This window comes from uncultured Aquabacterium sp., assembly GCF_913773725.1.
Lineage (GTDB): Bacteria > Pseudomonadota > Gammaproteobacteria > Burkholderiales > Burkholderiaceae_C > Aquabacterium.
In genome coordinates this window covers 1-21,243 of sequence record NZ_CAJYGK010000152.1, presented here as the reverse complement: position 1 = coordinate 21,243, position 21,243 = coordinate 1, and the positions used below count along the sequence as shown (strand labels likewise).

Here is a 21,243-nt window from a genome sequence, read left to right as displayed (position 1 = left end):
ACGTCGAAGACATCGACTTCAACAAGGACGACTTCATGGCCCGGGTCAACTCCGACCTGATCGGCAAGTTCGTCAACATCGCCAGCCGGGCTGCAGGCTTCATCGCCAAGCGCTTTGAAGGCAAGCTGACCGCGTCGCTGGGCGACGATGGCAAGCAGTTGCTGGCCACGCTGCAGGCGGGTCGCGCGGGCATCGTCGAACAGTACGAAGCCCGCGAGCTGGGCAAGGTGCTGCGCGAGATCATGCTGCTGGCCGACCGCGTGAACGAGTACGTGGACGCCAACAAGCCCTGGGAGCTGGCCAAGCAGGAGGGCATGGACGCCCGCCTGCAGGAGGTCTGCACCGTGTGCATCGAGGCCTTCCGCCTGCTGAGCATCTACCTGAAGCCTGTGCTGCCTGCCGTGGCCGCCAACGTGGAAGCCTTCCTGAAGGTCGAGCCGCTGACGTTTGCCAGCGCCGAACAGCTGCTGGGCGCGCACACCATCGGCGCCTACCAGCACCTGATGCAGCGCGTGGACGTGAAGATGCTTGACGCCCTGTTCGAGCCGCCGCCGGCGCCGGTCGTGGAAGCGCCCAAGCCCGGTGGCGAAGACATCGCCCCCACCATCACCATCGACGATTTCGTCAAGGTGGACCTGCGCATTGCGAAGATCGTCAACGCCGAGCAGGTGGAAGGCAGCACCAAGCTGCTGCGCCTGACGCTGGACGTGGGCGAGGGCCGCCACCGCAACGTGTTCAGCGGCATCAAGGAGGCCTACCAGCCCGAGCAACTGATCGGCAAGCTCACCGTGCTGGTGGCCAACCTGGCGCCGCGCAAGATGAAGTTCGGTGTGAGCGAAGGCATGGTGCTGGCCGCGTCACACGCCGACGAAAAGGCCAACCCGGGCGTGTACGTGCTCGAACCCTTCCCCGGCGCCGAGCCGGGCATGCGGATTCGCTGAGCCACGCGGGCGTTCGGGGCCCCGAAGCGCCCGAGGCCCGGTCGCACCGACGGCGGCGAATCAGGTGGCCGAGGAGGTCAACAGGTGCGCCAGCAGGTCGAGTTGCAGCTGCGTGGTGCTGACCGCGCGCGCCACGGTCATGGCGTGGTCGCCTGACGCCAGCCTGCCTGGCGCCGGGCGCAGGGCGTGGCGCAGCGCTGTCACCTCGTGTGCCAGGGGGGCGGGCAGCCCCAGCCAGGCCAGCCGCCTCAGGCCGGTCACGGCCGAGCGGGTCCAGGGTGTGAGATCCGACGCATCGCCCGCAGCGACCTCGCTCAGGTTCAGCCCCACTTGTTCCAGGGCGGCATTCAGTGCGCGGCATCGCAGCGCGTGCGGGTTCGATGCGCCTGCGGTGGGTGTGCGCCGCCGGGCCGGCGCCACCGGGCTGGGCTCACCCGTCGCTGCTTCGCGCGCCAGTTGGTCGCCCCGATGGGCCTTGGTCTGGGCGTCCAGCCACAACCCATGACGGTGCACCCAGGTGCGAGCCGTTGCCAGCACGGCAGCGGGGTGGCCGTCCACCAGCTCGATTTCCAATTCGCACACGGGCCGCTTGAGGTGGCCGGCCTCGATCCATCCCTCATCCAGTGCAATCTCCACGGTGCCCAACACCGCGCCTGCGGCGGCGTCCTGGGCGGGCACGTCAACACGGGCTCGCAGGCGGCGCATGTCGGTGCAGTACAGCGCCTGCAGACCGGCCTGCCGGCCATGGGGGTCGGTCTCCGGCGTCCAGCCCAGGTCGCGCACCAGGGCTGCCCGGGCCGCGCCCTGGTGCAAGGCCAGGTCCGGCCAGGGCGGCGTGCCGTCGCGGCTGGCCGGCACAGGGCGGTTGTCCTCCAACCGGGTCATGGCGTTGTCGCCGGCGGCCTTCAGCGTCTGCACGCGCTCATCGTCTTCCCGCCGTACGCGCAGGGCCGCGCGGGCGCGGGCCAGGCGGCGGTCAGGGGTGTCGAAGTAGGCTGCCTGCAGCACCTGGGCGGGGGCTGTGCCACCCGGCAGTGCTGCCAACTCGGCGCGGACGGCCGCCAGGGCCTTGACCGGGATCTGGAACTTGAGCTCGATTTCCTGCATTTGCGCATTGTGTCGCCCTGGCGCAGCGAGCACGCTGTAAGCCCGATAAAATGACGGGTTGCCCGAAACGTTCAATCCCCTGGAGCCGTCCATGCCGCTTTTCTGGAAACCCTACAAGTCCGACGCGACGCAGTTCATCGACAGCCTGAAGCAGCGTGATCCCCAGCTGGAAGCCCGTCAGCGCGAAGGCCGTGCCCTGCTGTGGGACAAGGCCATCGACCGCGAAGCCCAGAAGGACTGGCGCGAGGCCCGCGTGGCGCAGAAGCCCTACGTCTACCAGACCAAGGCCTGAGCCCCTGGGCTTGACCCTGTAGCGCCCGCACGCGAGTCGTGGATCCGGACACCGTCGCCGCCGACGACAATGGCGCCGTCACGCCCCCGTTGGACGAGCAGGGGTTGCCCGAGGTCGTCGACCACGTGGCAGTGGCGCGCCTGTACGGCGAGCCGCTGTTCGCGCTGCCGACCGACCTCTACATCCCGCCAGATGCGCTGGAGGTGTTCCTTGAGGCCTTCCAGGGGCCTCTGGATCTGCTGCTGTACCTGATCCGCAAGCAGAACTTCAACATCCTCGACATCCCGCTGGCTGACCTCACGCGCCAGTACCTGGCCTACGTCGACCAGATCCGCAAGCGCAACCTCGAGCTGGCGTCCGAGTACCTGCTGATGGCGGCCATGCTCATCGAGATCAGGTCGCGCATGCTGCTGCCGCCCAAGCCGTCGGAAGACGGCCAGGAGCCGGAGGACCCCCGTGCCGAACTGGTTCGCCGACTCATCGAGTACGAGCAGATGAAGCTGGCCGCCGCGGGGCTCGATCAGATGCCGCTGCTGGGCCGCGATTTCATGCGTGTGCAGGCCCACGCCGACCCGTCGGTGGTGGTGCGGCACCCGGATGTGTCGCTTGCCGACTTGCGCGAGGCGTGGATGGACATCCTCAAGCGCGCGCGGCTGCATACCCACCACACGATCACGCGCGAAGAGCTGTCCGTGCGCGAGCACATGGGCATTGTGCTGCGCACCTTGCAAGGGCGGCGCTTTGTCGAGTTCGAAGAACTGTTCGACGTCACCCGAGGGCCTCAGGTGCTGGTCGTCACTTTCATCGCCTTGCTGGAGCTGGGCAAGGAAGGCCTGCTCGACATCACCCAGGCCGAGGCCTTCGCGCCCATCTACGTGCGCCTGGCCTACCAGCCGGCCTGATCCAGCCAGCGTGGCCAGCAGGGGCGGCTGCACTGGCCTAGAATCGCGCCACTTCCGGCGGAGCCCGGGCACCAGGGCAGTCTGCCCGGATGCCACGGGCCCCCTCAGCTGAGGACAGACCATGAGCAGCACAGCCGCGCCCGCACGCAAACCCGTGACCCTGCACCGCCTCCGTGAGATGCACGCGCAGGGCGAAAAGATCACCATGCTGACCGCCTACGACGCGACCTTCGCCCGTCTGGTGGACGACGCCGGTGTCGACAGCATCCTGGTGGGCGACTCGCTGGGCATGACGGTGCAGGGCCACACCAGCACCGTGCCCGTGTCGCTGGACGACATGGTCTACCACACGCGTTGCGTGGCCCGGGGCAACCGCACGGCCTGGGTGATCGGTGACCTGCCTTTCGGCAGCTATCAGGAAAGCCGTGAGCAGGCCCTGCGCAGCAGCATCGCGCTGATGCAGGCGGGCGCCCACATGGTGAAGCTCGAGGGCGGCGGCTGGACGGCCGAGACCGTGCATTTCCTGACCGAGCGCGGCGTGCCCGTGTGCGCCCACCTGGGCCTGACCCCGCAGAGCGTCCACGCGCTGGGTGGCTACCGCATCCAGGGGCGAGACGAGGCAGGGGCGACCACGCTGCGTCGCCATGCACGTGAACTGGCCGATGCCGGTGCCGCGATGATGGTGCTGGAGCTGATGCCGTCTGGTGTGGCGCGCGAGGTGCAGGCCGACAACCCCGGGCTGATGACCATCGGCATCGGCGCAGGGCAGGGCACGGCCGGCCAGGTGCTGGTGCTGCACGACATGCTGAACCTGACGCGCGGCAAGCTGCCGCGCTTCGTGCGGGACTTCACCGCAGAAGGCGGCTCGGCCGAAGAGGCGGTGCGACGCTATGTCGCGGCCGTCAAGGACGGCAGCTTCCCCGACGAGTCCATCCACGGATACTGAGCGAGCCGCGACGCCATGAAGCTGATTCACACCATCGCCGACCTGCGTGCGGCCACCGCCGCGGCGCCCGCCGCGCCCGTGTTCGTGCCCACGATGGGCAATCTGCACGAGGGCCATCTGGCCCTGATCCGCCGGGCGCGTGAGCTGGCAGGCGACAGCGGCAGCCCCGTGGTGGCCAGTGTCTTCGTCAACCGGCTGCAGTTCGGACCCAACGAAGACTTCGATACCTATCCTCGCACGCTTGAGCGCGATGCCGAGTTGTTGAAAGGCGCGGGCTGCGACATCCTGTTTGCGCCCTCGGAAGCCGAGTTGTACCCCGAGCCGCAAGGCTACAAAGTGGTCCCGCCGGCCGAGCTGGCCGACATCCTCGAAGGGGCCTTCCGCCCCGGCTTTTTCACGGGGGTGTGCACCGTGGTGCACAAGCTGTTCAACCTCGTGCAGCCCCGCGCCGCGGTGTTCGGCAAGAAGGACTACCAGCAGCTCATGGTGATCCGCAACATGGTGCGCCAGATGGGGCTGCCCATCGAGATCGTTGGCGGCGAGACCTTGCGGGCCGAGGATGGGCTGGCGCTGTCGTCCCGCAACGGCTACCTGAGTGCCGATGAGCGGGCCGAGGCGGTGCAGCTGAGCGCGGCCCTGCGCACGGTGCAGGCCGCGGTGGCCGAGGCGCGAGGCGCAGGCCGGCTGGATGGGACCGCGGTGATGGCCCTGGAGGACGCTGCCATGGCGAGCCTGCGCACACGGGGCTGGGCGCCCGACTACGTGCTGGTGCGCCGCCAGCGCGACCTGCTGCCCGCGACCGACGCCGAACTGGTGGCCGGCGAGCCCCTGGTGTGCCTGACGGCCGCCAAGCTGGGCAAGACACGGCTGATCGACAACCTCGAGCTCTGACGCCCCTGGCGGCTCAGGCCGGCGTGGACGAGGTGTCCGAGCCGGAGAACGGCGGGCCGGTGCCTGCCTCTGCCTGCGCCCATCGGGCGAATCGGCCCGCTCAGGCCCATCAGGCCGCGGGGCGCTCCTGCAGGCTGAGCAGGAAGTCGACGGCCTCTTGCTGAACCCGGCTGCGTCGCATGGGCGGCAGGCTTTGCCAGATGCGCCGACCGTACGGTTTGTCGACCAGGCGCGTGTCGCAGATCATCAGCACGCCGTGGTCGCGCTCGCTGCGGATCAGGCGTCCTGCGCCCTGCTTGAGCGCGATGATGGCCTGGGGCACCTGATGGGCCATGAAGGGGTTGCCCCCTTGTTGCTGCAGCAGTTCGAGGCGCTTGGCCAGCACCGGGTCGTCCGGCGGGGCGAATGGCAGCTTGTCGATCACGACCAGCGTCAGGGCGTCGCCCTTGACATCGATGCCTTCCCAGAAGCTGTGGCTGCCCACCAGCACGGCATTGCCAGCACGTCGGAACTCGTCGAGCAGCGTGGGGCGGGGCGCGTCACCCTGCTGCAGCACGGGATAGGGGTCTCCGCCAGCGGCCAGGGCCTCGCGCAGCCGTTCGGTGGCCCGTGCCACGGCGCGCAGGCTGGTGCACAGCACGAAGGCGCGGCCCTTGTTGGCGCGGATCAGCGGCAGGGCGGCGTCCACCACCGCGTCGGTGTGGCCGGGGGCGTTGGGTTGGGGCAGGCCATGGGGCACGTACAGCATGGCCTGATTGGGGTAGTCGTATGGGCTCGACCAGGCCTGACATTGCGCGTCTTCCAGTCCCAGGGCCTCGGTGAAGTGGCCGAAGTCGTTGCGCACAGCCAGGGTGGCCGACGTGAAAACCCAGGCCTTGCGCGGCGCGCCGGACCGACGGGGCTCGTCTTCGCCGGATCCGTTCGGAAGCGGGTTCCGGGGGGGCGATGCCGGGTTCTGGTCCCGCGAGGGCTGAACGACATCGTCTGCTCCCGCCATCAGGGCCTGCAGATCGTCCTCTTCCGGGGGCACGTCGGCCTGGTCGCCGTCGGCGGCCGGTTCGTCCCAGGCCGACTCGGCCACGGAGGTCAGTGCATCGGCCTGGTCCAGCGCGTCGATGGCCGCGTCCGGGTGCCCCGCGTCGGCCTGACCGTTTCCGGTGCCGTCGTCGTTGCCTTCGTCCTGATCCAGCCCGAGCCGCTGGCGGCGGAACACGTCGGCCACCGAGATGGGCGTGCGATGCAGCTGCACCCCGTGGGTGCTGACATCGACCCAGCACAGCACGGGCTCATGGGCCGACTCCGGGGCGCCCCACGCGCACAGGCGCTGCAGCAGTTCGTCGGCGCGGCGGTGCAGTTGTGCCAGGTCGGGGCTGCGGTCGGCAGCGACATCGAGCACCTCGCGCACCGCCCGCAAGGCCTCGCGCAACTCGGTGAGGGCGGGGAAGAGCAGGTGGGCGTCACCGAGCTGGGCCTGAGACAGCCGCTGGGCATGGGGGCCGAAGCACAGCCGCAGGTCGCGTGTGGCGCGGTCCAGCGGGGCGAGCACGTCGTTCCAGTTGGCCGCATCGCGCGCCTGCGATTGCCCGGTGGCCAGGGTGTCGCGCAGCAGGTCGAGCAGCTGGGCCGTCGAGACCGTCTGCCCGAAGAACAGCGTGGCCGTGTCGGGCAGCTGATGGGCCTCGTCGAACACGATGGTCTGCGCATTGGGCAGCAGCTCGGGCACGCCTTCCTCGCGCAGCATCAGGTCGGCGAAGAACAGGTGGTGGTTGACCACGACCACGTCGGCATCCTGTGCTTCGCGCCGCGCCTTGACCACGAAGCAGTCGGCGTGGTGCTTGCATTCGCTGCCCAGGCAGTTTTCGCGGGTGGAGGTGACGCGTGCCCAGATGCTGGCGTGCTCGGGCACCTGGTCGCATTCGGCCTTGTCGCCGGTGGGGGTGAGGTGGATGAAACGGTTGATGAGACCGAGGTCACGCACTTCCTGGCGGCTGGACAGCAGCGTGGCGTCCTGGTTGGCACGCTCGAGGTGGTGCCAGCACAGGTAGTTGCTGCGACCCTTGAGCAGGGCCACCTTGATGGGCACGGCCAGGGCGTCGCGCACGGCCGGCAGGTCGCGGTAGTACAGCTGGTCCTGCAGGGCCTTGGTGCCGGTGGAGACGATGACCTTGCCGCCTTCCAGCAGCGAGGGCACCAGATAGGCCGCGGTCTTGCCGACCCCCGTGCCGGCTTCGAGCACCACGGTGCCGGCTTCGCGGATGGCCTGCTGGATGGCCTGAGCCATCTCGATCTGCTCCTGGCGCACGCAGTAGCCCTCGAAGGCGCGGGCGAGGGGGCCGGAGTCGGAGAACAGCGTGGGCAGGTCCATGTCGGGGCAGCAGCAAGACGACCGCTATTGTCTCCTCGGATGCATGCCCCTGCTGCCACCCCGATGGTGGGGGCGGCTGCGGGTGGGGCTGATCAGGGCGCGGTGCGAACCACGCCGGCGTCGAGCGCGCGTTGCAGGGTCTCGATGCAGTCGCGGCGGTGGGCGGCCGTGACGGCGTCGCCGCCGGGTGCTGCCTTCAGGCTGCGGACCAGGTTGCGTGCCTCGTCTCGCATCACCGCGCGCACGTCGGCACGGCGGCCGCTGCGCACCACGGCCTGGGCCAGCCGGTTGACGTGTTCACGCTGCAGGTTGCGGCGCAGGCTGTCTTCCCGGCGGGGTGCCGGTGCGTGCCAGACGGCGTGGCGCAAGCTGCTATGCAGCTCGCTGACCGTCAGCGGCTTGCGTTCCACGTCGCGCACCTTGTCGGCGTTGTCCAGCAGGCGTTCCGCCAGCGTGTCGGCCATCAGACCATCCAGCAGCTGGCGCTGCAAGGTCATCTGCTGCTCGGCCAACGAGAAGTCGGTCTGAACGGGAGCGAGATCGGTCTGATCCTGGCGGTCCAGAAAGTCGGGCGTCAGCCGGCGCAACAGGGCCGGTGGCAGCCGGACGGCATCTGGCGCGAGCAGCTCGTCCAGCAACAGGCGCAGGGCAGCACGCTGCTCGCTGGCCGGCAAAGGCACCAGCAGGTCTCGCTGGCTGGCCGGGTCGTCTCGGCGTGTAATCAGGCCGCCCACCTGGCGCATCAGGATCTGGCCGGTTCGGCCCAGCTCGCGCAGGCCGTAGGCAACGGCGCGGCGCGCCAGGGCCGGGTCGTCGCCCACCTTGGGTGTGCGGCGGGCCTGGCGTTCGAACAGATCGCGCACGATGGCGATGCGCTGCCGCGCGAAGACCACCGGGTCGCGCCCCAGGTCGAAGGTCTGGGCATGGGGGTCCAGTCCGATGAACTGGTCTTCGTCCGTGCCATAGGCCAGGGCATCACGCCATGCCGGCTCGGCACTGCGGGCCGCGATGGCGCGCAACTCGCTGCTGACGCGGGCGGCATCGCCTGCCAGCGGCTTGTAGCCATACTCGATGGCCCAGTAGTCGTACGGGCCCAGCGTGGTCTGGAACGGCGCCGGCATGGGCTGTCCCGGCATCGGCAGGTTGATCGGCGCGTACTCCATCACCGAGGCGCTGTTGCCTTCGCGTGCCCCCAGCGTGGGGTGGGCCAGCTCTTCGGCCGTGCGCCAGCGCGAGGCCTTGAAGTTGTGCCGCAGCCCCAGGGCGTGGCCGACCTCGTGCATGGTGGTGTCCTTCAGATAGGCCAGCACGAAACGCTGCACATCGGGGCTGTCGGGGTCCAGTTCCCCGCGGGCGGCCAGCACGTCCAGCGCCAGGCCCAGTTGTTCTGCCGCGTGCTCGGCGTGATCGCAGTGATCCGGATGCGCGGATACGGCGTCTTGCATCTCTCCCAGGCCAGGACGCCCGATCAGGAACTGGCTGCGTGCCGTCCGGATGGCGCGGGACGACAGGCTTTCAATGGCGATGTCGGCGTCGAGGATCTCGCCCGTGCGCGGGTCGACATGGCTCGGGCCGATGGCGCCGAAGCTGGGCTGATGGTTGGTCATCCAGCGGATCGAGGCCCGGCCGGTTTCCAGTGTGTCGAAGGGCGTGTCGGCAGGCGGTGTGCGGACCTCGATCGCGTTGCGCAGGCCGATGGCCTCGAACGCCTTGTTCCACTCCAGCACGCCCTCGGTGATGGTGGCCCGGTAGGCCTCGGGGATGCTCGGTTCCAGCCAGAAGACGATGGGTTGCACCGGCTCGGACACCGCGGCAGCCGGGTCCTTCTTGTCCAGCCGCCAGCGGTTGATGAAGCGCTCGCGCGGGGTGCGTCGCAGGTCGTCACTGAAGTCGATGACGCTGGTGCTGAAGTAACCCACCCGCGGATCGGCGGGCCGGCGAGGCATGGGCTGTGCCGGCAGGGGGCTGAGCGTGTAGTGCACGTTCACGAACAGGCTGCGCGGATCGGGTACGGTGGCTGGCACGCTGGAGCCCGGCATGCCGGGTGTGGTGCTGCCTGCGCTGATGCCCGACGTGGCGAAGTGCTGGCTGACCTCGAACACCGCGGCCTGGGCCTCGGTGCGGGCCTGCAGCAGCACCGTGTGGCGCGGATCGAGCGCATAGCTCTGCCGGTACTGCCGCTGCAGATGCTGGGCCAGCCCGAGCACGTCGCCGAGCATCAGGGCGTTGACTTCGATCAGCACGGCGCCGCTTTGCGGGTGCGGGGCGCTGGCGATGGATGCGCTGGCCAGCAGACTGGGCGAGTAGCCCGCGGCGACGGCCAGGGCCTGTGGTGAACCTTCTCGCGCGGTGTAGGCCGCGTTGATCGCCAGCAGCTGAACCTGCTGCTGGACCTTGCGGAACTCGACCCACTGAGGGCGGCCGACCTGGGCCGATCGGCTGTGCATCAGGCCGCCGAACACACCGGCCTCGCCGATGCCGCGGGACAGCTTGGGTGAGAGGAACAGAGGCTTGCCCAGCGCCGAAGGCGACAGCTCCAGCCAGACCTTGTCCTGACGGCGCCACAGGGGCAGCAGCCCGTCCTGGCGCTCGGCACCTTTGCTCACCTGCTCGAAAGCGGGGGGCGAACCGGCTGGCGCCGCGGCAGCGGGTGCCGGTGGGGCGCCCGCCGGCTGCGCTGCGGCGGGATGGTTCGGGGCGCTTGCGGGGGGCGGCGCTGGCCGGGTCGCGCAACCGGTCAGCAGGACCAGACAGGCCGACAGAATCAGCGAGGGGCGAGCGTGCCGCAACAGGAATGCATGCGAGGCGTAGACGTCCATGCCAGGGACCTTACCACCGCCGTCGCGGCCTCGCTGCGGCGGTGGTGCACTGACGTCAATGCGGCGCGGGCGGGAACCACTCTCGCACGAACGCGAACTGCTCGAAGTCGGACACGATGAGCGGACCGTAGGCGACGATCACCAGGCCGACCGCCATCACGGCCAGCGGCAGGATCCAGCGCTCGTATCGACGGTAGAAGCCCAGGTGACGCACCTCTGCATCCGCCTTGCTCACTTCGTCTTCGCCGATGACCTGACGGGTCAGCAGCTGGTTGATCGCCACGGGCGGCAGCAGGTAACCCAGCTCGAAGGCCACCAGCACCATCATCCAGAAGTGCATGGGGTCGATGTTGTTGGCGTAGGCGATCGGTGCCAGCGTGCCCGAGACCAGCACCACGGCGCCGAACGGGTCCATGATCATGCCCAGGATGACCTTGGTGATCAGCAGGAAGGTCATGGCGGTCCAGTGGTTCTCGAAGACCTTCGGGAAGTTGTCCATCACATCCGAGCGCTCGATCACACCGCCGATGGCGAGCGACAGCGTCATCAGGCTGAGCAGGGCACCGATGTGGCCCACAGTCTCGTTCGTGGCGTAGCGGATGGAGCGCTCCACGCCTTCCTGACGATGGCTCGCGTAGTCCGGTGTGAGGGCTGTCTTGCCGCGGTTGATGAGCTTGTCGAACACCAGCACGATCAGCAGGATGACGGGCATGATCGTCGGCGCCGTGATTTCGTTCAGGCGCGTGTCCAGCGCGTACTCGTAGATGGCAATGACCGCCACCGTGAGCGCGATGTAGGGCAGCGTGGGGACGATGTGACGCAGCATGGCGGGAATGGCCACCATCGGCGACTCGATGCTGGCTCGCTGGGTGCGCAGCATCTGCGAAGCCAGGAAGAACAGCGTCGAGGTCAGCAGGAACACATACAGACCCCAGTGGTAGAGGCTGCTGGTGGTGACCTGCTTGTTGAGCGCGGCAATGAAGACCACCAGCAGGCAGGGGCGCAACACCACGCCGAGCGAACCCGACATGGCGGTGGCGGCCAGCGCGAACTGGCGCGACCCACCCGAGGCGCGCACCTCGTGGTAGATGATGCCGCCTGCGGCGATCACGAACACTCCCGAGGCACCGGTGTAGGCCGTGGCCACCGAGGCCCCCAGCAGGACGATGTAGGTGAGCAGCTGAGGCGACAGGCTCCACGGCCGCAGGATGTCCATGAACAGGTCGATGATGCGGCTCTGCTTGAGCAGCATGCCGGCCCAGATGAACAGGCCCAGGTTCATGAAGATGCTGGGCAGCTCCATGAGCTGGTTGATGTAGATCGCCAGGCCGGCATGGTGGCCCTTGAGCACGAAGTAGGTGCCGGCAATCGTGGCCATCTGCGCGTACAGCGGGATGGACAGCATGGCTCCGCCCCAGGTCCCGGTGCCATGCGGCGAGGTGACAGGCCGGATCACGCGCTTGAGGTTGATCAGCAGCAGCAGGGTGAACAGCGCCATCCAGATGTAATGCAGCAGCGGGTGTTCCACCGGCACGCCCGAGTTCTGCAGGATCTGGAAGTAGCGGATGCTGGAGAAGAGCAGCAGTCCGCTGGCAATCAGCTGAGCCCACGACTGCAGCAGGTAGTCCCGGGTGTAGTGACCCGGACGGATCCCGATGTGATGGAAGCCCAGCGTCGTGCTGACAGCGGCGATGGCCACCATCAGCAGCAGGATCAGGGAGCGGTTTTCGGTGCCGTACTGGAACAGACCGAAGAAGCTGGTCTCGATGGTGCGGTAGAGCTTAACCTGCGGCGTCTGGTGCTCGACCACCCGGTTGTACAGGTCGTGTTTTGCCTTGCAGATGGCCAGTGACTGTTCCAGCGACTTGCGCAGCACGGCCGGGTCCGTGGCCGGCTCGTCTCCGAAGAGATCGTCGATGTCGTCGCCGGCCTTCGGCGCCTGGCCGGCCAGGCGGGCCATCTCGCCCTCGACGTCGACCTTCGGATCGCAGGTCGGGCGAGACGGCTCCGCCCGCAGCATGAAGTACTGGATCTGCGCCTTCTGATCGCCGAACATCGATTCACCCAGCCGCAGCAGCTGGCCATGAACCATCTCGCCGGTGCCGATGATCAGTGTCAGCAGCAGCATGATGAAGACGGGGAGGCTGGACAGCCATTCAAGCGGTGTCCGGCCGAGCATCGAGCGAGAGTCAGCGGAGGTCATGGTCATCGTGAGGGCAGCTCGGTGGCCGAACTGTCCGGCAAGCAGAGGAGGGGAGTCCACGACCCGGGCCGGGTGTGGACGAGGGCGGGTTCAGTGGCGCAGCGCCAGACGGGTCACTTCCAGTCTTCTTCCGACTTGGTCGTGCACTCCGGATCGACCGGGTTGACCTTGCAGCGCACCTTCTTGATGACCTTCAGGCCCCGCTTGTCATACAGGCCCTTCTGCGCGATGTCGATGCGCGATTCGCGCAGCATCAAGGTGTACTTGTAGGCGTTCTCGGACGACAGCTCCATCCAGGTGCCGGGGGGCACGCTGGCGTCCGCCTGACGAATCAGCTGCAGCGAGCGGTCGAACTGGGTCATCCAGTAGTTGCGCGAGGCCTGCCCGAATCCTTCGGGGAACTTGCTGCGGTTGAAGACAACCTGGTAGGTCAGGATCATGATCGGGAAGCGAACCATGGCCCCGTTGCTGCCGATGCCCTTGTGCAGCTCCAGCGGCTTGTAGGCCAGCGAAGGCGCTGCGATCATGTCGACCGAGCCGTTGTTGAACTTGGTCGAGAAGTTGGTGATGTCGGCAGACACCGGTTGGGCGCCGATGCGCTGGATCATCACGGCCTGGGCCTTGTCGTAGTCGAACGAGGCAATGCGCTTGCCGGCCAGCGCCTCGACCGTGTTGATCTTGCGGTCGTTGACGACCGGGTAGGCCGCGCCCAGCGGCGTGATGCCGCCGATCTCGTACGGCCCCTCTGCCATCAGCTTGGCCGCGGCCGGATCGGCATAGGTCTGTACCAGCTTGCGGACGACGTCGTAGCTGGCAGCCATGTCGATCTTGCCGTCGCGCACGATGGTGGTGGCGCCCAGCGTGTCGATGGAGCCAGCCACGGCGTTGAATTGCCGGGTCCGGAAGGCTGTGGCGATCACGGCGTCGCATTGACCGGTGCGGAAGTCTTCGGTCGCCACGCGCTCGTCGGTGTACCCCTTGAGTTCGATGGCGGCGCCGCTCTTCTGCATGGCCACGGCGTAGTCCTTGGCCATGTTGAACAGGTCGCCAGACGCCCCCAGCAGGTCGTACACGCACACCTTCTGGCTGGCGTGGACGACGGGGGTTGCGCTGATCGCAATCAGGCCGGCGAGGCCGACCTGGCTCATGTGACGGGCCAACTTCATGCTACTGCTCCTCGGTACCAAAAAGGACCGGGCTGCGCGCATGGCACCAACCCCGGCCCGTTGTCTGATGCGCGGTCCGATCTGACTACGCTCGTTGTTCAAACAACCGTTTTGTAACTATATCTGGGGATGCCGTGAGCGGGCAGGTGGCGCGCCACGCACACGAGGGAAGGGAATTCCCTAGCGCCTCGCATACCCAGCGGAGACTCACTTCAGGAAACTGTCGGCGTCAATGTTGTCGGCCTTGTCATCCCAGAACTTGCCCAGGGAGGCGATCGGGGTGCGGGTGCCCGCGCCCTGCGTCCACAGCCGGTCCGACATGTTGGTGATCTGCGATTGGGCGATGGCGTCGATCAGCCGGTAATCGGGGTTGGGCTGGAAGTCGCGGTTGCTGGTGAAGCGCTTGATGATGTCGCGCAGGCCTGCACGGTCGTCGGCCGACTGGGCTGCGACGGCGGCCATCACGTGGGGCAGGCGCACGCCCTTGGCTTCGCCCTGGTTCATGGCACGGTCGAAGGTGCCCTTGACGTCCTTGCCCTCGGTGCCGCCCGGAATGATGCTCCACACCACCGCGCGCGCGGCATCGGGGGCACCCCACCACTTTGCGTTATCCAGGCAGCCCATGGCCTGCTCGGTCAGGGGCGCGATGTCGGTCGGTACGCCCACCGCCTGCTGCGCGGCAATGTCATTCTGCATGGCCTGCAGGCCGGCGACGCTGCCCAGCAGGTAGACCAGTTCGTCGAAGTCGCGCTTGAAGCGCGGGCAGCTGCTGCCGTACTTGAAGAAGTACTTCTGCTCCAGCTTGGTCTTCATCCGGTTGAAGGCAGCGTACTGCCGTTGGGCCGCCACGGCGAGCAGGCGCTTCTGGCTGATGCGTGCGTCCTGCGCTTCATCGGCCCGCTTGTCGCGGGCAGCGCGCAGGTAGCGCATCTCTTCGTTGATGGCCTGGTTCTCGGCGCAGACGCCCGCGGATGACAGCATCACCGTTTCCATGAGCGAGGGGTCGCCATAGAAGTTGCGGGCCGCGCCCACCAGCGGCGTGTTGACCATCGAGAAGCTGCAGGCCATTTCCACGTCGGTGACCTGCAGCACGGGTGGAGTGAAGCCGTCTTCCAGGATGGACAGGGTGGTGTTGCTGACGTTGGATTCGATCAGTGCGCACCCGCCCATCGTCAGGGCCGAGAGGGCCAGCGCGGTGGAGGTCAGCAGGCGGGTCAAGCGTGTGGTCATCGAAAAGTCTCCGGTGGTGGTCTCGCTGCCGATCCGGTTGATGCGCCGGGAAGGCGGCAGGGTGCGGCAAATTCTAGACCTCGCCTTCTGGCACTTCCCTGCAGGAAGCCCCGTGTTAACCCCCGAAAGCCTGCAGATGCGGGAAGAAGAAAGCCCGCGCATGGCGGGCTTTGTTCCTTGATCTGGCAGATCGGTGGCTCAGCGGATGGGCTTGAAGCGCACCCGCTTCGGACGGGCGCCTTCTTCACCCAGGCGCTTCTTCTTGTCGGCCTCGTACTCCTGGTAGTTGCCGTCGAAGAAGAACCACTGCGAATCGCCTTCGCACGCCAGGATGTGCGTGCAGATGCGGTCGAGGAACCAGCGGTCGTGGGAGATGATCATGGCGCTGCCGGCGAACTCGAGCAGGGCGTCTTCCAGCGCACGCAGGGTTTCGACGTCCAGGTCGTTGGAGGGTTCGTCGAGCATCAGGACATTGCCGCCCTGGGCCAGCGTCTTGGCCAGGTGCAGGCGACCGCGCTCACCGCCCGAGAGGTTGCCCACCAGCTTCTGCTGGTCGTTGCCCTTGAAGTTGAAGCGGCCGATGTAGGCACGCGAGGGCATCACGAACTTGCCCACGACGATGTTGTCCAGGCCGCCGGAAACGTCTTCCCACACGGTCTTGCTGCCGTCCAGGCCTTCACGGCTCTGGTCGACGAAGGCCAGCTTGGCGGTCTTGCCGATGACGACCTCGCCGCTGTCCGGCTGCTCGACGCCCTGGATCATGCGGAAGAGGGTCGACTTGCCGGCGCCGTTCGGGCCGATGATGCCGACGATGGCGCCAGCAGGCACCTTGAAGCTCAGGTTGTCGATCAGGCAGCGGTCACCGAAGGACTTCGTGACGTTCTTGAACTCGATGACTTCATTGCCCAGGCGCTCGGCCACGGGGATGAAGATTTCGTTCGTCTCGTTGCGCTTCTGGTATTCGACGTCGCTCAGTTCCTCGAAGCGGGCCAGACGGGCCTTGCTCTTGGCCTGACGACCCTTGGTGTTCTTGCGCACCCATTCCAGTTCCTGCTTCAGGGCCTTGGCGCGGGCGTCCTCGGTCTTCTGTTCCTGCTCCAGGCGCTTTTCCTTGGCTTCCAGCCAATCGGAGTAGTTGCCCTTGTAAGGGTGACCGGCGCCGCGGTCGAGTTCGAGAATCCACTCGGCGGCGTTGTCCAGGAAGTAGCGGTCGTGGGTGATGGCCACCACAGTGCCGCTGTAGCGCTGCAGGAACTGCTCCAACCAGTCGACCGATTCGGCGTCCAGGTGGTTGGTGGGTTCGTCAAGCAGCAGCATGTCCGGCTTGGACAGCAGCAGGCGGCACAGGGCCACGCGGCGCTTTTCACCGCCGGACAGGTTACCGATGACGGCGTCCCATGGCGGCAGACGCAGGGCGTCGGCGGCCAGTTCGAGCTGCAGGTCGGTGTTCTCGGAGCCGGCTGCGGCGATGATGGCTTCCAGCTCGCCCTGTTCAGCGGCCAGGGCGTCGAAGTCGGCATCCGGTTCGGCGTAAGCGGCGTACACCTCTTCCAGACGCTTCTTGGCGGCCAGCACGCCACCGATGCCTTCCTCGACGGCCTCACGGACGGTCTGCTCGGGGTTGAGTTGGGGTTCCTGGGGCAGGTAGCCGATCTTGATGCCGGGCATCGGGACGGCTTCGCCCTCGATCTCCTTGTCCACCCCGGCCATGATCTTCAGGAAGGTGGATTTTCCGGAGCCGTTGACCCCCAGCACGCCGATCTTGGCGCCCGGGAAAAAGCTCAGGGTGATGTCTTTGAGGATCTGCCGCTTCGGGGGAACAATCTTCCCGACGCGGTTCATGGTGAAAACGTATTGCGCCATGGCGGGCTCGCTTCGCGAGTGTCTTTCGTCAAACCGCGTAGTGTAAGCAACCCGAGCGCTTCAAGGGGCGGATCAAGGGTCGCGCCCGCGGAATTAGGCAGGCGCGGGGCGTGCCGGGCTCAACCGCGCAGGCGGGCGAGCAGCTTCTCGCTTTCGATCTGGGCCTGGCGCTGCATGTCCTCGTCGGTGGCGCAGGCCAGCTCCATCAGGGACATGCGCAGGTTCATGAGGCCATCGCGGAGGCTGAAGAGGGCCGCCTGCATGTCAGCCAGCTGGGCCTGGTTGGGTTCTGCGCCGAATTCGCTTGACATGGTGTGCTCCGTGCCCCCTGTGGTGCCGGCTGGCGGCTCAGGGGCAGGGAAGGCGCCAGCAAGGACTCACTGTAGGCACCGGGGGCGGGCCTGCACAGCGCCCGATCAAGGGGGAGCACGCGGGTGAGGGGGGATGGCCTGCCGCCTGGTGAAAGATCAGGGGGCCGAAAGGTTCGGAAGGCAGGCGCGGATCTCTTCGAGCAGGTCCGCGCTCTCCAGCGGGCGGTAGAGGAAGCGTTGTGCACCCAGCCGCAGCCCTTCGGCTTCCCACACCGGGTCGCGGTGAGTCGCCGTGATGAACACCACCGGCACACCCGCCAGCGCCGGGTCGGCTTTCAGCATGCGGATCAGGTCGAAGCCACCTTCTCGGGGATGCATGCCCACGTCCGAGATCACCAGGTCCGGCAGATGCGAGCGTGCCTCTGCATAGCCTTGGGTCGCGCTTTCGGCTGTCACGACGTGAAAGCCGGCCGGCTCCAGCAGGCTGCGCTTGAGCCGTAGATTCATGGGCTCGTCGTCCACCACCAGGATGGTGTGGCCCGCCCCGCCATTGCTGCAGGGATGCAGCGCAGGGCTGCTGGGCGCTTCGGCGGCCAGATTCCGGACCCGCTGTGCGTGGACCTGCCCGCTCGCCTCTGACGGCTGTCGAATGAACGGGGCCAGGTCGCGCATCAGCGTGGCCGGTTCGATGGGCTTGGACAGGTAACCGTCAAAGCCGGCGGCCAGCATGCGCTCCCGGTCACCGGGCATGGCCGAGGCCGTCACGGCAACCAGGGGGGCTGCGGCGGTGGTTGGATCGGCTCGCACCGCCCGGGCGAAGGCGTAGCCATCCATCACCGGCATCTGGATGTCGCACAGCACGAGATCGGGGCGATCCACCCGCAGGCTTTCGAGGCCTTCGACGCCATCCCCGGCTGACAGGACCTCGTGGCCGAACGCCTGCAGGACGTACGTCATCAGGGCGAGGTTCATCGCGTTGTCTTCGATGACGAGCACCCGCAGGCTCATGGCGCGACCTCTTCCTCGATCACCAGGCCGAAGGTGCTGCCTTCTCCTTCAACGCTGTGCATGTCAATGCGTCCGCCGATGAGCTGTGCGAGCTGCTGGCACAGATAGAGTCCCAGGCCGGTGCCTTCGATCAGGGCCTTGTCGGAGCGCTCGATCTGGGAGAAGGCCTTGAAGAGCTTGTGCTGCTCGGCGGCCGCGATGCCAGGGCCTGTGTCGGTCACGGTGAACCGGGTTCGCACGAGCCTGCCCTCGGCATGTTGTTGCGCGCTGATCCGGACACTGCCAGTCGGGGTGTACTTGACGGCGTTGTTGCCCAGGTTAAGCAGAATCTGATGCAGGGCCCGGCGATCCGTGTGCAGTGTCAGCGGAGAAGAGGGCAGGTCTGCCATCAGTGCAAGCCCCTTGGCCTGTGCTGCAAGCTGCAGTGCCGTCATGACCTCGGCGACCACAGAATGGCCATCGACCTGTTCGATGTGCACGGCCACGTGGCCTGACTCGATGCGGGCGACATCGAGCAGGTCATTGATCAGGGCAAGCAGATGCTTGCCGCTGGTGCGCACGGCCTCCAGCTGCTTTTCCTGGTCGGTCGTGAGCGGCCCAGGCAGGCGCATCAGCAGCAGGCTGGTGAAGCCGATGATGGCGTTCAGAGGGGTGCGCAGCTCGTGGCTCATCGAGGCCAGAAAGCGGTCCTTCGCCTGGCTGGCCCGCTGCAACTCGACGTTCTTGTCATGCAATGCCTGCTCGAAGCGCTTCCGCTCGCTGATGTCCCGGATGGCGCTCATGCCGAAGCGCCCCTTGTCCGTGTCGAGCGGGCTCAGGCTGATCTCGACCGGGAACTCGGTGCCGTCACGGCGACGGCCGAACAGGTCCAGCCCGGCCCCCATGGGGCGAGTCCGAGAGTGCTCGAAATAGCCGGTCCGGTGGTGGACATGGCGGGCGTGGAAGCGTTGGGGCATCAACACCTCGATGGGCAGCCCGATCAGGTCTGCCTCGGTCCATCCGAAAAGGGCTTCGGCATGTGCGTTGGCCAGCACGATGCGGCCGATGTCATTGACGATGACGATGGCGTCAGGTGTCGAGTCCAGCAAGCGCCCGTAGTGATGGCCCAGATGGGTGGCGTCCTGACTGACCTTCAGGTGGGTGATGTCGGTATCGCGATGCAGATGCCCTTGCAGGGTCCCATCTGCCGCGTGCATCGCCTGCAGGGTGGCGTTGACGTAGATGCGAATGCCGTCCTTGCGCACCCGCAGTGCCTCGTGGCTCGGCAGATTGCCGGAGCGCACACGCTCGAATGCAGCCCGGGCTTCCGTGAGGGCAGCCGGGGGGACGAGCAGATCGGTCATAGGCCGGCCGAGCGCTTCGTCGGTCAGGTGGCCATAGGTGAGCTGGGCTCCGTGGCTCCAGACGGCAATGCGACCATCTGGCCCGGTGACGAACAAGGCGTCGACCGAGGCCTCGAAGAAAGTCTGGAACACAGGAGGGACCATGGCAGCGCGAGGGGAAGCTGCAAGCTGCAGACCGTTCGGGGTGCCGCAGGACCAAGTTCAGTGTAGAGCGTTGCCTCTCGCATGGCACGCAGGGCGTGTGGGTGGCCCTGACGCCGGGATGGTAGGGAAGTCCCGTGAAGAAAAAACCCGGCCGAAGCCGGGTTGATGGGATGCGGCAGGGACGTGTTGCGCGTCCTTGCTCAGCACGTTCAGGGCTTGGCGCCCGTCGGGAAAGGCCAGGCTGCTTGCGGGCTCAGTGTGGTCTTGGCCGAAGCCGGCTTGGCAGCGGCCTTCTTGGCAGCGGCCTTCTTCGCCGGGGCCGCCGCCTTCTTGGCCGGAGCGGCCTTCTTCACGGCAGCCTTCTTGGCCGGCGCGGCGGCCTTCTTGGCTGGGGCTGCCTTCTTTGCCGGAGCAGCAGCCTTCTTCGCAGGCGCTGCCGCCTTCTTGGCCGGCGCTGCCTTCTTCACCGCGGCCTTCTTGGCCGGAGCCGCCTTCTTCGCAGGCGCAGCGGCGACCTTCTTCGCCGGTGCAGCCTTCTTTGCCGGGGCGGCCGCTTTCTTGGCCGGTGCCGCCTTCTTCACAGCGGCCTTCTTGGCCGGGGCAGCCTTCTTTGCTGCCGCTTTCTTCGCAGTTGCCATACGGATCTCCTTGATCAAGTTGCAAAGAGCACTGCACTGCAGCACGCAGCACAGGGATTCACCGCCCGACGCCCCCTAGGATCTGAGCGCGGTGCAGTGAATGGGGTAGGCCGGGAGGTCATGTGCTGGGCTGTCCGAGTGCTCTTGCTGGCTGGATCAATCCCAGGACAGGGCGCCGCCCGACTGGTATTCGATGACGCGGGTTTCGAAGAAATTGCGTTCCTTCTTCAGGTCGATCATTTCGCTCATCCACGGGAAGGGGTTCTCTTCATTGGGGAAGAGCTCTTCCAGGCCGATCTGCGTGGCGCGGCGGTTCGCGATGTAGCGCAGGTAGCCCTTGAACATGGACGCATTCAGACCCAGCACGCCGCGCGGCATGGTGTCTTCGGCGTAGCGGTACTCGAGTTCGACGGCCTTGAGGAACAGGGCCTTGATCTCGGCCTTGAACTCGGGCGTCCACAGGTGCGGGTTCTCGAGCTTGAGCTGGTTGATCAGGTCGATGCCGAAGTTGCAGTGCATCGACTCATCGCGCAGGATGTATTGGTACTGCTCGGCAGCACCCGTCATCTTGTTCTGGCGGCCCAGCGCCAGGATCTGCGTGAAGCCGACATAGAAGAACAGGCCTTCCATCAGGCAGGCGAACACGATCAGCGACTTCAGCAGCGTCTGGTCGTTCTCCATCGTGCCCGTCTTGAAGTTCGGGTCCATGATCGCTTCGATGAAGGGGATCAGGAACTCGTCCTTGTCGCGGATGGATGCGACCTCGTGGTAGGCATTGAAGATCTCGGATTCGTCGAGACCCAGCGATTCCACGATGTACTGATAGGCGTGCGTGTGGATGGCCTCTTCAAAGGCCTGGCGCAGCAGGAACTGGCGGCACTCGGGCGCCGTGATGTGGCGGTAGGTGCCCAGCGTGATGTTGTTGGCGGCCAGCGAGTCGGCAGTGACGAAGAAGCCGAGGTTGCGCTTGATGATGCGGCGCTCGTCTTCGCTCAGACCGTTGGGGTCTTTCCAGAGCGCGATGTCGCGGCTCATGTTCACTTCCTGCGGCATCCAGTGGTTGGCGCAGGTGGC

Annotated in this window: 18 protein-coding genes; 6 read left to right on the top strand and 12 right to left on the bottom strand. The window is 66.9% G+C overall.

What is annotated here, in order from left to right; genetic code table 11:
• The coding region (metG, locus tag QZ709_RS18035) for a methionine--tRNA ligase subunit beta (RefSeq protein WP_294638853.1) at positions 1-941 on the top strand (941 nt) is incomplete at its 5' end.
• Positions 942-1,001: 60 nt separating this feature from the next.
• Here metG and QZ709_RS18030 read toward each other — a convergent pair.
• A complete protein-coding gene (locus tag QZ709_RS18030; protein ID WP_294638851.1) occupies positions 1,002-2,048 on the bottom strand; it encodes a CYTH domain-containing protein in 1,047 nt (348 codons plus the stop codon).
• Between the two features lie 91 nt (positions 2,049-2,139).
• Between QZ709_RS18030 and QZ709_RS18025 the strand changes: the two genes are divergently transcribed.
• The 4 genes from QZ709_RS18025 to panC all read left to right on the top strand — a co-directional run bounded on the left by QZ709_RS18025 (position 2,140) and on the right by panC (position 5,079).
• Positions 2,140-2,340: a DUF3460 family protein gene (locus QZ709_RS18025; protein ID WP_294638849.1), complete on the top strand. Its 201-nt coding sequence runs from the start codon at positions 2,140-2,142 to the stop codon at positions 2,338-2,340.
• A gap of 89 nt (positions 2,341-2,429) precedes the next feature.
• Positions 2,430-3,242: a ScpA family protein gene (locus QZ709_RS18020; protein WP_294638854.1), complete on the top strand. Its 813-nt coding sequence runs from the start codon at positions 2,430-2,432 to the stop codon at positions 3,240-3,242.
• Between the two features lie 121 nt (positions 3,243-3,363).
• On the top strand, positions 3,364-4,188 hold the full coding sequence (gene panB / locus QZ709_RS18015) for a 3-methyl-2-oxobutanoate hydroxymethyltransferase (RefSeq protein WP_294638848.1): 825 nt from the start codon (positions 3,364-3,366) through the stop codon (positions 4,186-4,188).
• A gap of 15 nt (positions 4,189-4,203) precedes the next feature.
• Positions 4,204-5,079, top strand: a complete 876-nt coding sequence (gene panC, locus QZ709_RS18010; RefSeq protein WP_294638847.1) for a pantoate--beta-alanine ligase — start codon at positions 4,204-4,206, stop codon at positions 5,077-5,079.
• 109 nt (positions 5,080-5,188) lie between these two features.
• Here panC and QZ709_RS18005 read toward each other — a convergent pair whose 3' ends face one another.
• The 5 genes from QZ709_RS18005 to QZ709_RS17985 form a co-directional block, all read right to left on the bottom strand.
• On the bottom strand, positions 5,189-7,444 hold the full coding sequence (locus QZ709_RS18005) for an ATP-dependent DNA helicase (RefSeq protein WP_294638846.1): 2,256 nt from the start codon (positions 7,442-7,444) through the stop codon (positions 5,189-5,191).
• 92 nt (positions 7,445-7,536) lie between these two features.
• Positions 7,537-10,263 carry a zinc-dependent metalloprotease gene (locus tag QZ709_RS18000; protein ID WP_294638845.1) on the bottom strand — a complete coding sequence of 909 codons (2,727 nt, stop codon included), beginning with the start codon at positions 10,261-10,263 and terminating at the stop codon, positions 7,537-7,539.
• Positions 10,264-10,318: 55 nt separating this feature from the next.
• Positions 10,319-12,472: a TRAP transporter large permease subunit gene (locus QZ709_RS17995; RefSeq protein WP_294638844.1), complete on the bottom strand. Its 2,154-nt coding sequence runs from the start codon at positions 12,470-12,472 to the stop codon at positions 10,319-10,321.
• A 107-nt stretch (positions 12,473-12,579) separates the two neighbouring features.
• Complete coding sequence (locus QZ709_RS17990; protein ID WP_294638843.1) at positions 12,580-13,632, bottom strand: putative solute-binding protein; 1,053 nt, start codon at positions 13,630-13,632, stop codon at positions 12,580-12,582.
• Between the two features lie 207 nt (positions 13,633-13,839).
• Positions 13,840-14,862, bottom strand: coding sequence for a hypothetical protein (locus QZ709_RS17985; RefSeq protein ID WP_294638842.1), 1,023 nt, complete (start codon positions 14,860-14,862; stop codon positions 13,840-13,842).
• Between QZ709_RS17985 and QZ709_RS17980 the strand changes: the two genes are divergently transcribed.
• Complete coding sequence (locus QZ709_RS17980) at positions 14,855-15,043, top strand: hypothetical protein (protein WP_294638841.1); 189 nt, start codon at positions 14,855-14,857, stop codon at positions 15,041-15,043. The genes QZ709_RS17985 and QZ709_RS17980 overlap by 8 nt on opposite strands.
• A gap of 17 nt (positions 15,044-15,060) precedes the next feature.
• Here QZ709_RS17980 and ettA read toward each other — a convergent pair whose 3' ends face one another.
• The 6 genes from ettA to QZ709_RS17950 all read right to left on the bottom strand — a co-directional run.
• The gene (gene ettA, locus QZ709_RS17975) at positions 15,061-16,725 is read right to left on the bottom strand and encodes an energy-dependent translational throttle protein EttA (protein WP_294638840.1); all 1,665 of its coding nucleotides are present in this window, start codon (positions 16,723-16,725) and stop codon (positions 15,061-15,063) included.
• A gap of 119 nt (positions 16,726-16,844) precedes the next feature.
• Complete coding sequence (locus QZ709_RS17970) at positions 16,845-17,036, bottom strand: hypothetical protein (protein ID WP_294638839.1); 192 nt, start codon at positions 17,034-17,036, stop codon at positions 16,845-16,847.
• A gap of 156 nt (positions 17,037-17,192) precedes the next feature.
• Positions 17,193-18,044 (bottom strand): response regulator, encoded by an 852-nt coding sequence (locus QZ709_RS17965; protein WP_294638838.1) that lies wholly within the window; start codon positions 18,042-18,044, stop codon positions 17,193-17,195.
• Entirely contained in the window at positions 18,041-19,531 is a 1,491-nt protein-coding gene (locus tag QZ709_RS17960) for a PAS domain-containing sensor histidine kinase (protein WP_294638837.1), read from the bottom strand. The genes QZ709_RS17965 and QZ709_RS17960 overlap by 4 nt, the downstream gene beginning before the upstream one ends.
• Positions 19,532-19,740: 209 nt before the next feature.
• Positions 19,741-20,169: a histone gene (locus tag QZ709_RS17955; RefSeq protein ID WP_294638836.1), complete on the bottom strand. Its 429-nt coding sequence runs from the start codon at positions 20,167-20,169 to the stop codon at positions 19,741-19,743.
• Between the two features lie 156 nt (positions 20,170-20,325).
• Positions 20,326-21,243, bottom strand: a 918-nt coding sequence (locus QZ709_RS17950) for a ribonucleotide-diphosphate reductase subunit beta (RefSeq protein ID WP_294638834.1), incomplete at its 5' end; no start/stop codon positions are given.

Bases quoted from the DNA above. Each gene is read 5' to 3' on its own strand.
- QZ709_RS17990 (WP_294638843.1), bottom strand. From the start codon at position 13,632: ATGAAGTTGGCCCGTCACATGAGCCAGGTCGGCCTCGCCGGCCTGATT.
- QZ709_RS17970 (WP_294638839.1), bottom strand. From the start codon at position 17,036: ATGTCAAGCGAATTCGGCGCAGAACCCAACCAGGCCCAGCTGGCTGAC.
- panC (WP_294638847.1), top strand. From the start codon at position 4,204: ATGAAGCTGATTCACACCATCGCCGACCTGCGTGCGGCCACCGCCGCG.
- ettA (WP_294638840.1), bottom strand. From the start codon at position 16,725: ATGGCGCAATACGTTTTCACCATGAACCGCGTCGGGAAGATTGTTCCC.
- QZ709_RS18030 (WP_294638851.1), bottom strand. From the start codon at position 2,048: ATGCAGGAAATCGAGCTCAAGTTCCAGATCCCGGTCAAGGCCCTGGCG.
- QZ709_RS17985 (WP_294638842.1), bottom strand. From the start codon at position 14,862: ATGACCACACGCTTGACCCGCCTGCTGACCTCCACCGCGCTGGCCCTC.
- QZ709_RS17965 (WP_294638838.1), bottom strand. From the start codon at position 18,044: ATGAGCCTGCGGGTGCTCGTCATCGAAGACAACGCGATGAACCTCGCC.
- QZ709_RS17960 (WP_294638837.1), bottom strand. From the start codon at position 19,531: ATGGTCCCTCCTGTGTTCCAGACTTTCTTCGAGGCCTCGGTCGACGCC.
- panB (WP_294638848.1), top strand. From the start codon at position 3,364: ATGAGCAGCACAGCCGCGCCCGCACGCAAACCCGTGACCCTGCACCGC.
- QZ709_RS18025 (WP_294638849.1), top strand. From the start codon at position 2,140: ATGCCGCTTTTCTGGAAACCCTACAAGTCCGACGCGACGCAGTTCATC.
- QZ709_RS18000 (WP_294638845.1), bottom strand. From the start codon at position 10,263: ATGGACGTCTACGCCTCGCATGCATTCCTGTTGCGGCACGCTCGCCCC.
- QZ709_RS17995 (WP_294638844.1), bottom strand. From the start codon at position 12,472: ATGACCATGACCTCCGCTGACTCTCGCTCGATGCTCGGCCGGACACCG.
- QZ709_RS18005 (WP_294638846.1), bottom strand. From the start codon at position 7,444: ATGGACCTGCCCACGCTGTTCTCCGACTCCGGCCCCCTCGCCCGCGCC.
- QZ709_RS17955 (WP_294638836.1), bottom strand. From the start codon at position 20,169: ATGGCAACTGCGAAGAAAGCGGCAGCAAAGAAGGCTGCCCCGGCCAAG.